The sequence below is a fragment of the Corynebacterium sp. HFH0082 genome (genome assembly GCF_000411235.1).
GTDB classification, from domain to species: domain Bacteria; phylum Actinomycetota; class Actinomycetes; order Mycobacteriales; family Mycobacteriaceae; genus Corynebacterium; species Corynebacterium jeikeium_D.
The window spans coordinates 2,072,003-2,083,872 of sequence record NZ_KE150404.1; the positions used below are offsets into that span (position 1 = coordinate 2,072,003).

Consider the following 11,870-nt stretch of genomic DNA (forward strand, 5'->3'; position numbering starts at 1 on the left):
CTACTGCTTGGCAATATCCGCCGAGCAGCCGTCCGCCACGTCGTAGCTCAGGGACTCTCCGCCAGCGACGACCTCGAAAGCGGTTGCGAGAACTTCCCGGGCGATGAGGTCAGCGTGGCGGTTGGCCCACTCCTCACGCTCGGCCGGCACCTGCAACTTCACCGAAATGCGGTCGGTGACCTCAAGGCCAGCGTTCTTGCGGGCATCCTGCAGACCACGGATGCGGTCAGCGGCCCAACCGCGGGACTCCAGGTCCTCGTCGAGCTCAGTGTCGAGCACAACCAGGCCATTGACGCCGTCGACCTCAGCGGTGGAATCTGGCGAGATCGCGACCAGGTTGCGGGTGTACTCACCCTCCTGCAGCGGAATACCATCGGCGACAACCGTGCCGTCGGCAACCTCGTAGTTGCCAGACTTCACAGCCTTAATGACCTTCTGGACGTCCTTACCCAGGCGCGGACCGGCCACGCGAGCGTTGACGGAGACCTCGAATCGTCCCACCGAGTCCACGTCGGAGGTGAACTCCACCTTGTCGACGTTGACCTCGGAGGAAACGATGTCGGTGTACTCACGCAGACGCTCAGCATCCGGGAATGCCAGGGTCAGCTTCTTCAGCGGCAGGCGGTTACGCAGCTGGTTGGCCTTGCGGATGCGCGATGTTGCCGAGCAGACATTGCGGACAATGTCCATGGACTCAACGAGTTCGTCATCGGTCGGCAGCTTGTCGACGTCCGGCCAATCCTCCAGGTGCACCGAGCGGCCGCCAGTGAGCGAGCGCCAGATGACCTCGGTGGCCATCGGCAGCAGCGGAGCAGCCACGCGGGTGAGAACCTCCAGCACCGTGTACAGGGTATTGAAGGCCTCTGGGTGCTTGACATCGCCGGCCCAGAAGCGGTCGCGGGAGCGGCGCACGTACCAGTTGGTCAGTGCGTCACAGAACTGACGGACCTCATCGGTGGCAGAAGCAATGTCAGTGTTGTCCAGGCACTCAGTAACAGCACGGACGGTTGCTGCAAGCTTGGCCAGGATGTACTTGTCCAGGATGTTGTCGGAGTCTACCGACCACTCGGCCGGCTTGGAGGCGTAGAGCTGCAGGAACGAGTATGCGTTCCACATCGGCAGCAGCGCCTGGCGCACGCCCTCGCGAATGCCTTGTTCGGTGACGATCAGGTTGCCGCCGCGCAGGATCGGGCTGGACATGAGGAACCAGCGCATGGCGTCGGAGCCGTCACGGTCGAAGACCTCGTTGACGTCCGGGTAGTTGCGCTTGGACTTACTCATCTTGTTGCCGTCATCGCCCAACACGATGCCGTGGGCGACGACCTTCTTGAACGCCGGGCGGTCGAACAGTGCAACCGACAGGACGTGAAGCAGGTAGAACCAGCCGCGGGACTGGCCGATGTACTCCACAATGAAGTCGGCCGGTGCGTGGGACTCGAACCACTCCTTGTTCTCGAACGGGTAGTGGAACTGCGCAAACGGCATGGAACCGGAGTCGAACCAGACATCCAGGACATCCGGGACGCGGCGCATCATGGACTTACCGGTCGGGTCGTCCGGGTTCGGGCGCACCAGCTCGTCAATCTCCGGGCGGTGCAGTGTGGTCGGGCGAACGCCGAAGTCGGCCTCCAGCTCATCGAGGGAACCGTAGACGTCGACACGCGGGTACTCGTCGTTGTCGGAAACCCACACTGGAATAGGCGAACCCCAGTAGCGGGTACGGGAGATGTTCCAGTCACGTGCGCCCTCGAGCCACTTGCCGAACTGACCGTCGCGGACGTGCTCCGGCATCCACTCAATCTCGTTGTGGTTGAGCTCCACCATGCGCTCGCGGATCTTGGTAACGGACACAAACCAGCTCGGCAGTGCCATGTAGATCAGCGGCTCGCCCGAACGCCAGGAGTGCGGGTAGGAGTGCTCGATGGTGCGGTGCTGGACGACGCGGCCAGCGGCCTTCAGGTCACGGATGATGTCCTTATTGGCGTCAAAGACCAACTTGCCCTGGTACTCCGGCACCTGCGAAGTGAACTTACCGTCCATGTCCACCGGAATGATGACATCAATGCCGTATTCATTACAGGTGTTCATATCGTCTTCACCGAAGGCCGGCGCCTGGTGGACCACACCAGTACCGTCCTCGGTGGTGACATAGTCGGCCACCATAATCTGGAAAGCGTTCGGGTGATTTGCGAAGTAGTCGAAGATCGGCTGATAGGTCAGGCCTTCCAGGTCAGCACCAGCGAAGGTAGCCACGACCTCGTGTTCCTTGCCCAATTCCTTGGCGTAGGCACCAATCAGCGCTTCTGCCAGCAGGAAGGTCTTACCTGCAAACTCCGGCACGGAGGAATCCTCGCCGACCTTAACTACGGCGTAGGTGACCTTCGGGTTCACGGCCAGACCAAGGTTGGACGGCAGCGTCCACGGCGTGGTGGTCCAAGCGATAGCCGCAGTGTCAGCGAGCACCGGGTTGTCCGCCAGCGTCTTCTCCGCTGCCGAGCCTGCCTTGGCGCCGGTGAACGGGAAGGTCACGGTCAGGGTCGGGTCCTGCCGCATCTTGTAGGAGTCATCCAGGCGGGTCTCTTGGTTGGACAGCGGGGTGTGCTCTGCCCAGGAGTACGGCAGCACGCGGAATCCCTGGTAGACCAGGCCCTTGTTGTAGAGCTCCTTGAAGGCCCAAATCACGGACTCCATGTAACTCATGTCCATGGTCTTGTATCCGCCGTCAAAATCAACCCAACGCGCTTGACGAGTGACATATTCCTTCCACTCGCCCGCGTACCGCAACACCGACTCAGCGCAGTACTTGTTGAAGTTAGCCAGACCCATTTCCTCGATCTGGCCCTTGTCCTTAATACCGAGCTGCTTCTCTGCCTCCAGCTCAGCCGGCAGACCATGGCAGTCCCAGCCAAAGACACGACCAACCTGGTAGCCACGCATGGTCTTGTAACGCGGAACGATGTCCTTGACGTAACCGGTCAGCAGGTGACCGTAGTGCGGCAGGCCGTTGGCGAACGGCGGGCCATCATAAAAGACGTATTCGTCAGCACCATCACGCTGATCAATAGAGGCCTGGAAAGTGCTGTCCTTACCCCAGTACTCCAGGACCTTTTCTTCCAGCTCCGGGAACTTCGGGCTCGAGGTGTACTTACCAAAGTCAGCAGTGCGCGGATACGCGCCACCTGCCGGAGTGGCCTCAGCAGAGGCATTTACATCGTTCGAATTAGACACCGTTTCTACGTCACTTCCGTGGTCGAACATCATTAATACTCACCACGGGGACGCATGCCTAGCCCCTTCAGCGTTGTTACTGGTGACGCTGAAAAGGAGTCTCGCGCGGTACCACCCCGCTTGGCATCACGCTTTACGACGGTTCTTGCGAACAAGAACCATGCGGTTTCACGCGATAGCCCGCTTATTTAATAAGGCTTTGTAACGGTGCCAAACCGTTCGGTTCTACTGGGCCCATTTTCTACTGGACTGTTCTTCCGAAACGCTCCCCGGTGATGGCCGGCTCATTGCGCGTATGGGTGTCAGTATAGCAGTGTCTCAGGCAACTACTACAACCCTGACCGGAACAAAGAATGCGATTGGTTCGCAGGGAAAGATAGCAAAAACCACCGCGCTCTGCCTCCCCTCTCTGGGGAGCCGAGCGTGGTGGTTTTCTACGTGTTGGCTACGTAATTAGTTGTTGTAGCCGTCGGCCGGGGCAGCCGACTCGCGAGAGTTCAGGTCGTCGAGCTGGGACTCCAGGAAGGTCTTCAGGCGGGTGCGGTACTCGCGCTCGAAGATGTGCAGCTCCTCGATGCGCCCCTCCAGAGCGGTCTGCTGCTCCTTGACGGTGGTCATGATCTCGTGGTGCTTGCGCTCTGCATCGTCCTGCAGCGCGGTTGCCTTCTGCTGCGCTGCGGTGATGGTGGCGTTAGAGCGAGCGTCTGCGTCGCTGATCATCTGCTCGCTGCGCTGGCGAGCGTCAGTGAGGGTCGACTCAGACTCGTTGCGGGCATCAGCCAACAGCTGCTCACTGCGCTCCTTGGCATCAGCCAAAGTTGCTTCTGCCTCATTGCGAGCGTTGGTGATAGTGCGCTCGGCCTCTTCATTGGCCTCTGCCACGGTGCGGTCAGCGTTTTCACGAGCCTCGGTGACAAGCTTGTTGGCCTCAGCGTCGGCGTCAGTGGTGACGCGATCAGCGGTGTCCTGAGCAGCCTGCAGGATACGAGCAGCGCGGAGGCTAACTTCCTGCGACTCGGTGCCGGTGCTTGCTGCAACTGCCTGCGGCTGCTCCGCAGCTGCGGAGGAAGCCTGCTGTGCAGAAGCCTCTGCCTCAGAAGCACGCTTCTCAAGAGCATCCAGACGATCCTGGTAGTGAGCCTCAATCTCCTGCTGCTGAGCGCTCAGGCGCTCGTTGTACTCAGCGCGCAGCTCCTGCTCAATTTCCTTGCGCAGCTTGTCCTCATCGACAGCCGGCGCCGCAGCGGCAGCACCGGAAGCAGCGTAGTCTGCGCCGCCACCCTGCTCTAGCTGACCTTCAAGGTCCTCAACGCGCTGGCGCAGCTCAGCGTTTTCATCCTGGAGCTCACCCAGTGCGTCCTCTACGAGGTCGAGGAACTGATCGACCTCGTCCTCGTTGTAACCACGCTTGCCAATCGGAGGCTTGCTGAAAGCCACATTATGCACATCAGCCGGAGTCAACGGCATGGTGAGTTCCCCTAACACTTTGAGCGGACAGTTCTTAAGAAATCTTAAGAGAATTATTTCCAGTAGTACTGTTTACCCGGCCAATCCTACCTGCTCTAGTCACAGTCCTCACCCCATTTATTTTGGGCAGGACTCTATCCCCCACGTTCTAACCAATGGCAAAGTTCTAGTAAAACGTTAAACCTCGCCCTTACCCTGCACCTTTAGCCACAGAACTTTACCCCCGACACAATAAAAACCCATTGGGGATTACATTCCCCAACGGGTTCCTATTATTGCCCCCGATTAACACCCCCGGTAGCAATTCAATGCCCGAGAACATCACATTCGGGACAGTCAAAACAACACAGCTCCACCGAAATCCACATTGTGGACCCCAAGCAAACAGTTAGCGATATTTACACCACCGCGCCGAGAGCTACCTGCAGCACCATTCGCAGAATCATAAGGATGAAGAACAAAACAAGCACAGACATGTCCACCATCACGTTGCCCATCGGCATAGGCGGGATGAGTCGGCGCAACAGCTTCACCGGCGGGTCGGTAATGACAAAAACAACTTCACCAATCGACGAAAACACCCTGCCTGGTCGCCAAGAGCGAGAAAATGACTGAATCATTTCAATCACAATGCGAGCCAACAGCAGATAGGTGAAAAGCTTCAGCAGGATTAGCAGAACTAGCAGTAGTGAAGACACGAATAAACAGTCTAGCTAATTAATCGAAATACGAAACACTAACAAGCCATGCGAGCCGGCTGACTAGCCGGACATCCGGTCGAACTGGCCCTCGTTGACATCGCAGCCATGCGGGTACAGGGTGAACACGGAGCCGTCAGCCTTGATCCGGCCGCGCAGACCGAAAACCAGTCCAGCAACGAAGTCGACATAGCGCTTAGCCTCAGATGGGTCAAGCTCACTCAGATCGAAGGTGACGATGTCACCGTCGCGGAAGTGCGAACCGATGTCCGGAGCCTTGGAGTACTTGTCCTGAAAACCACTTTCCGGCTTGATGAAGACCTGCTCCGGTTCCTTGGTATCAGCAACGGAGTGCAGGTTGCCGTAGCGGTAGTCCTCCTCGCGGGAGTTCACACTTGCAGCCTCACGTGGAGCCTCTTCGCGCAGCTCGTAGCGGTGACGCTCCGCACGACGCGAGTCGGCATAGGAATCATCAAAACGCTCCTCGTCACGGCGGTCAAACTCGTCGTAGTGCTCGTCGTAAGCCGCGTCATCAGTCGGGGTAAGACCGAAGAAATTTGAAACCCCACGGAAGAAATCAGCCATCTTCTGCTACGTCCTTCTTAGTGTGCGAATTTAAGTCTGTGCTACCCACAACCTACCGGCTGGGTTGGCAATATCGCATAGACACGCGCAAATTTGGCGCGCCAAAATTACAACTTTGAAACTTAGCCCTGCTCAGGCAAGATTACGATGCCCGCCTGACGGCCAGTCTTCCCCTCCCGCCGGTAGGAAAAGTACTGCTCATTTTCAATAGTGCAGCTGGGCTCGACATTGACATGCCGTACACCGAGGTCATAGAGCTGACGCATCAGGCCGGCGCGCACGTCGACACCGGCAGTCCCCTGCTTCGTTCGCATCTTCGCTCCGGGCAAATGCTTATCGACGTCATCGGCCATCGACTCAGGCACCTCGTAATTGTGGCCAGAAGCCGCCGCACCGAGAAGCGCATGGATATTCTCGGGCGTGGCACCGAGCTCAATCATCTTCTCGACAGATTTACGAACGATTCCGTTGCGGGCACCGGTCCGCCCTGCGTGTACCGCAGCGGCGACACCCGCATAATCGTCGGAAAGCAAGACGGGAACGCAATCGGCAACGAGCACTACCAGCGCGAGACCCGGCGTGGTCGTGACGATGGCGTCGGTAGCCGAGACAGGCTCAGTTTGTGGTTCGTTGACGACGGTGACCGTGTTGGTGTGAAGCTGCTCCATGTAGACGAAGCGGGCACGGTCGATTCCCAGAGAATCGGCCAAGCGCTGGCGGTTGCGTTCGACTGCGGACGGGTCATCGCCGACATGATCTCCAAGATTGAAGGAATCATATGGTGGCAGCGAAAACCCGCCGCGCCGATTCGTCAGAATTTTTCGGCTGCGGCGGGATTCAGTCATGATTTCTTAGAAGCCCCACTCCGGCAGGTCACTGGAAGCCTGGTAGCCGCCACGACGGTCGTCGCGGTCATCGCGGTGAGCACCACGGTAGTTGCGGTTTTCCTGCGTACGCGGTGTCGGGTTATCGGTGAACAGACCACCGCTGTTCGGGTTGGTGCGCGGGACAAAGCGGTCGCGATCCTCACGCTCGCGCGGCTGTGCGACCGGGCGCTCTTCCTCCACACGCGGGGCCGGAGCGCCGAGGTTGTCACCGCCCGGCAGTGCGCTGCCCTGTCGCGGTGCCTGCTCAGCGGCCGGACGCGCCTCGGCATCCTGTGCAGCCGGACGTGCAGCGGCACCTGCGGCTGGCTTGTCCAGCGGGTTGCCGTTACCCTGCTCAAAACCGGTAGCAATCACAGTGACGCGAACTTCGTCACCGAGGTTGTCGTCGATGATGGTACCGAAGATGATGTTGGCATCCGGGTCAGCCTTTTCCTCCACGATGGACGCGGCGGCATTGACCTCCATCAAGCCCAGGTCGGAGCCACCGGCGACGGAAATAAGCACACCCTGTGCACCATCCATGGTGGACTCCAGCAGCGGGGAGTTAATGGCCTGAGTAGCGGCGTTCATCACACGGTCGTCGCCGCGTGCGGAACCAACGCCCATCAGAGCCGAGCCAGCCTCAGCCATTACCGAGCGGACGTCGGCGAAGTCGACGTTAATCATGCCCGGAATGGTAATCAGGTCAGTAATACCCTGGACACCGTTGTAAAGAATCTCGTCGGCGAAGCGGAACGCGTCCATCATGGACAGATCCTGTTCACCAATCTGCAGCAGACGCTGGTTCGGAATGGTGATAAGGGTGTCACAGACCTCCTTGAGGGTTTCAATGCCCTCGGCGGCCTGGCGTGCACGGCGCTTGCCCTCGAAGTCGAACGGCTTGGTTACGACACCAACAGTCAGGGCACCGGACTTCTTGGCGATGCTCGCGACAACCGGAGCTGCACCGGTACCGGTTCCACCGCCCTCACCTGCGGTAACGAAGACCATGTCGGCGCCCTTGAGGGTCTCTTCAATCTCGTCCTTGTGGTCTTCCGCGGAAGTGCGGCCAACCTCGGGGTTAGCGCCAGCTCCCAGACCACGAGTTGCCTCACGCCCAATGTCGAGCTTGACATCAGCGTCGGAGAACATCAGGGCCTGCGAGTCGGTGTTGACTGCGATAAATTCGACACCCTTCAGCCCCTCCTCGATCATGCGGTTGACAGCATTGACGCCACCGCCGCCGACACCGACGACTTTGATAACGGCGAGGTAGTTATTCGGGGAGGTCATTGCGCGTTTCTCGCCCTTTCCTATAGGTCCTAAATAATTTCATCTAGCCACGTTGCACATGGGCCGCACGACAGCATTGGCACCGCCGGGCAGTACAGCTCTCCATGACACCGCACGGAAGAAGTGCATCATGGCCGAAAAGCTGTTGACCCCATTGTGGTCGAAAACTGCAAATAATTCAGCGACCTTTTAGCGCGTGTCGCTACCTTAAACCTGCACTTGAGGGATAGTGTTTAGCCACAGAAATCACTCCAGACACCACCATTCTCTACTCTCCCTTAGCAGCGGGTAGTCGGGGGTTGGAGACATTCCAAATCTTCTCGCCACGGTTCAGCACAATCTCCGTCGCGCGTGCCTTTTCTGCCGCATTATCCGAGGACCCGAAGTACACCTCGTATCCATCGGTCAGAAATAGCTTGATCTCTGCCTCGGAAGGAGCGCTAATCCGCTCCACACGGTGTGCAACGGGCTCTGGCAACGCCTTGACGACGTTCAAAACCGCCTTGATAACGCGCGGTTCGGGGTCAACTTTGCCGTCTGTTGGCTCATCCACACGAGGTGCATCAACAACCTCGATGACACCCGCCGGCGGGGCTGCCGTGACGAACTCCTGACCATTTGCGGAAAACAGATGCTCTCCGTCAGTGGCACGGACAAACACCACCGGGGTGAATTCTCGTACCGAAATAGTCACGCCCTGCGGCCACGAACGACTGACAGTCACGCTATCGACCCACGGCTGCCCCGCCACGGAGCGCGCTGAGGCATCCGTGTCCAAGCGAATGAGCTTTTGATTCTCGGAGATACCACTGGCCTCGACAATCGCGTCTTTATCCCCGTGGACGACGCCCTCAACATCGATGTTTTTCACAACCAGCCACGGCGAAAACCACACCACCGCTGCAACGATGGCGATAATCGCGACCAGGCCACCGCCGACGAGCCAGCCGCGTCGCGGGGCGCGCGCTGAACGCCGACGCCGCGACGCTGTTGCGCCCCGGCCTGCACCGTCGGTCTGCTGAGATTGCTTTCGGCTGGTTTTCACAGTGCTACGACTCCACCTGTTCGTCGTTGTCTCCGCTGAGCTCGCGCACGATTTCGTCGGCAAGCATCGTCACAGAGCCAGCGCCGATGGTCAGGATGACGTCGTGCGGTTCGGCGATTTCGCGAACGCGAGCCGGGACGCTGGTGAAATGCGGCTCATACGTCACAGGGATGGTCATTTTGTTGGCAATGAGCGCGCCGTCGACGCCCGGCAGTGGCTCCTCGCGGGCGCCGAAGACATCGAGCAATACGGCCTTGTCCGCCAGAGACAGGGCGGCAGCGAACTCGTCGGCAAAGTTGCGAGTACGCGAGTACAAGTGAGGCTGGAACACAGCGATGACCTTGCCACGACCGGCCTCGGTGACCAACTCCCGAGCTGCGCCGAGAACTGCGGAGACCTCGGTCGGGTGATGCGCGTAGTCGTCGTAGATACGAGCGCCAACAAATGGCCCCTCGCCGATACTGCCGTGGTAGTCAAAGCGGCGACGGACACCGGTGAATTCACCGAGACCGCGCGCCATACGCCCCAAATCTGCCCCGACGCAGTCGCCACCGACCATTGCAGCCAGCGCGTTGAGCGCCATGTGACGGCCGGGCTGATGAAGTTCAAACCTCACCGATGTCGAGCCAACAGTGGCCTCCACGCGGGCACCACCACCGACCGGAGTCCAGCCGTGCAAAACGGCACCGACCGGCAGCGTCGGGTGTTGAGCCAAGGCTTCTTCCCCACCATAAGCCAGCACGTTAATGCCGCGCTCCACCGCGCGCTCGCCCAATGCGGCCGCATGCGGATCCTCAGCACAGATGACCAGATGACCGCCATCCTTAATGCGCTCTGCAAAAGCGTCAAAGACGGCGTAGTAGGTCTCGTCGTCACCGAAAAAGTCAAGGTGATCGGGCTCGATGTTGGTAATTACGGCCACTTCCGGCTGGTAGGTCAACAACGAGGCATCCGACTCATCGGCCTCAGCAACAAAGACATCGCCACTGCCCTGGTGAGCATTGACACCGGCCTTGCTCATCAGACCGCCAACGGCAAAAGACGGATCCAAACCAGCTGCCTGCAAAGCGGCGACGGTCATCGATGTAGTCGAGGTTTTGCCGTGAGTACCGGCGATCAGGAGAGCCTTGGAGTCCTGCATCAACAGCGCTAACACATCGGAGCGTTTGAGCACCGGAATGTCCAGCTCATGTGCACCGGCCAGCTCCGGATTCGTCTTCGGGATAGCAGCGAAGGAAATGACCACTGCGTCCGGCAGCTCTCCCTCGCCAGCAAGCTCGAGATTCGCACGGTCATGCCCAATGGCGATGGTGGCTCCCATCGCACGTAGTCCCACCACCGCGCGGGACTCCTTGACATCGGAACCGGTAACACGAATGCCACGCGCCAACAGGATGCGAGCGATACCGGACATACCGGCACCGCCAATGCCAATCATGTGGACACTTGCGGGCAGCTCTCCCGTTACCGGCTGAAAGTCATCGAAATTAACGTTCATGTTTATGCTCGCTTTACTTCTTAGAGTTCACAGCCGCAGACAGCACCCGACGGGCGATGTTCTCCGCAGCGTTACCATGTCCAATGTTGGCCAGGGCGCGGCGCCCGTCGGCAAGCTTTTCTGGGGACGTGACCAGCGGAATCACGATATCCGAAACTGATGCCGCAGTCAGCGACTCGTCGGCGATGAGAATACCGCCACCAGCATCGATGACATCGGTGGCGTTGAGCGCCTGTTCCCCATTTCCGTGTGGCAGCGGAACGTACACCGCAGGCAAGCCGACAGCTGAGACTTCAGCCACCGTCATCGCACCGGAACGGCACAAAATCAGGTCGGCGGCGGAGTACGCCAGATCCATCCGGTCGATGTACGGCACAGCGACATAGGGGGCGTCCTCGCGGATAGCCTCGACCTCGACGTGATTCTTCTTGCCGTAGGCATGCAGTACAGATACACCGGCGTTGGCGAGCTCTGCGGCTGCACCGGTAACAGCTTCGTTGATGGAACGTGCCCCCTGCGAACCACCGGTGACAAAGAGCACCGGACCCTCCTGCGGTAAACCGAAGAACTCGCGGGCTTCGGCACGCTTGGCGTCGCGGTCCAACGCCGCGAGACTGGCACGCACGGGATTGCCAACAACCTCGGCCTTCAGGCCAGAGCCAGTCACGGCAGCCAAACCGACGCCCCCGAGTGCGACACCGAGCTTATTGGCCAGGCCCGCACGGGCGTTGGCCTCGTGAACCAGGAACGGAATCTTCTTCCCCGCACGGCACGCCATGTAGGCCGGTGCCGATACGTAGCCACCAAAGCCGATGACCGCATCAGCGTCAATGCGCTTGAAAACCTTGCGGGTCTCACGCACCGCACGAGCGACGTTGAGAGGCAGCTTGAACAAATCCGCAGTCGGCTTGCGCGGCACCGGCACTGGCGGAATCAGCTCTAGGTCATAGCCTCGCGCCGGTACGAGGGTTGACTCCAACCCCCGATTCGTACCGAGTGCAATGACGCGGGCATCCGGCTGCAGTTTCAAAATCGCATCCGCTACTGCCAGTGCAGGTTCGATATGGCCAGCCGTACCACCGCCGGCCACCACAATGGTCGGAGCAGAGCCATCTTCCTTGAGAAACTGCTCAGACTCCGAAGCGCCTTTCGCCCCAGCGGCTGCGCCCAGATTCTTGTCTGCCATGGTG

Annotated in this window: 9 protein-coding genes; all 9 read right to left on the reverse strand. The window is 59.5% G+C overall.

Features of this window, described 5'->3' with window-relative positions; all coding sequences use genetic code 11:
* The 9 genes from ileS to murG all read right to left on the reverse strand — a co-directional run bounded on the left by ileS (position 1) and on the right by murG (position 11,866).
* Positions 1-3,261 (reverse strand): isoleucine--tRNA ligase, encoded by a 3,261-nt coding sequence (gene ileS, locus HMPREF1206_RS08930; RefSeq protein WP_016422991.1) that lies wholly within the window; start codon positions 3,259-3,261, stop codon positions 1-3.
* Between the two features lie 420 nt (positions 3,262-3,681).
* Entirely contained in the window at positions 3,682-4,695 is a 1,014-nt protein-coding gene (locus HMPREF1206_RS08935) for a DivIVA domain-containing protein (RefSeq protein ID WP_016422992.1), read from the reverse strand.
* Between the two features lie 398 nt (positions 4,696-5,093).
* Complete coding sequence (locus tag HMPREF1206_RS08940) at positions 5,094-5,393, reverse strand: YggT family protein (RefSeq protein WP_016422993.1); 300 nt, start codon at positions 5,391-5,393, stop codon at positions 5,094-5,096.
* Positions 5,394-5,456: 63 nt separating this feature from the next.
* Positions 5,457-5,978, reverse strand: coding sequence for a cell division protein SepF (gene sepF / locus HMPREF1206_RS08945; RefSeq protein ID WP_016422994.1), 522 nt, complete (start codon positions 5,976-5,978; stop codon positions 5,457-5,459).
* Positions 5,979-6,100: 122 nt separating this feature from the next.
* A complete protein-coding gene (gene pgeF / locus HMPREF1206_RS08950; RefSeq protein WP_016422995.1) occupies positions 6,101-6,823 on the reverse strand; it encodes a peptidoglycan editing factor PgeF in 723 nt (240 codons plus the stop codon).
* A gap of 6 nt (positions 6,824-6,829) precedes the next feature.
* Positions 6,830-8,137 (reverse strand): cell division protein FtsZ, encoded by a 1,308-nt coding sequence (ftsZ, locus tag HMPREF1206_RS08955; RefSeq protein ID WP_016422996.1) that lies wholly within the window; start codon positions 8,135-8,137, stop codon positions 6,830-6,832.
* A gap of 268 nt (positions 8,138-8,405) precedes the next feature.
* Entirely contained in the window at positions 8,406-9,182 is a 777-nt protein-coding gene (locus HMPREF1206_RS08960; RefSeq protein ID WP_016422997.1) for a cell division protein FtsQ/DivIB, read from the reverse strand.
* A 4-nt stretch (positions 9,183-9,186) separates the two neighbouring features.
* Positions 9,187-10,680 (reverse strand): UDP-N-acetylmuramate--L-alanine ligase, encoded by a 1,494-nt coding sequence (gene murC / locus HMPREF1206_RS08965; RefSeq protein WP_016422998.1) that lies wholly within the window; start codon positions 10,678-10,680, stop codon positions 9,187-9,189.
* 13 nt (positions 10,681-10,693) lie between these two features.
* Positions 10,694-11,866 (reverse strand): undecaprenyldiphospho-muramoylpentapeptide beta-N-acetylglucosaminyltransferase, encoded by a 1,173-nt coding sequence (gene murG, locus HMPREF1206_RS08970; protein ID WP_016422999.1) that lies wholly within the window; start codon positions 11,864-11,866, stop codon positions 10,694-10,696.
* Positions 11,867-11,870 lie beyond the last annotated feature (4 nt).

Bases quoted from the DNA above. Each gene is read 5' to 3' on its own strand.
- ileS (WP_016422991.1), bottom strand. From the start codon at position 3,261: ATGATGTTCGACCACGGAAGTGACGTAGAAACGGTGTCTAATTCGAAC.
- HMPREF1206_RS08935 (WP_016422992.1), bottom strand. From the start codon at position 4,695: ATGCCGTTGACTCCGGCTGATGTGCATAATGTGGCTTTCAGCAAGCCT.
- sepF (WP_016422994.1), bottom strand. From the start codon at position 5,978: ATGGCTGATTTCTTCCGTGGGGTTTCAAATTTCTTCGGTCTTACCCCG.
- pgeF (WP_016422995.1), bottom strand. From the start codon at position 6,823: ATGACTGAATCCCGCCGCAGCCGAAAAATTCTGACGAATCGGCGCGGC.
- ftsZ (WP_016422996.1), bottom strand. From the start codon at position 8,137: ATGACCTCCCCGAATAACTACCTCGCCGTTATCAAAGTCGTCGGTGTC.
- murC (WP_016422998.1), bottom strand. From the start codon at position 10,680: ATGAACGTTAATTTCGATGACTTTCAGCCGGTAACGGGAGAGCTGCCC.
- murG (WP_016422999.1), bottom strand. From the start codon at position 11,866: ATGGCAGACAAGAATCTGGGCGCAGCCGCTGGGGCGAAAGGCGCTTCG.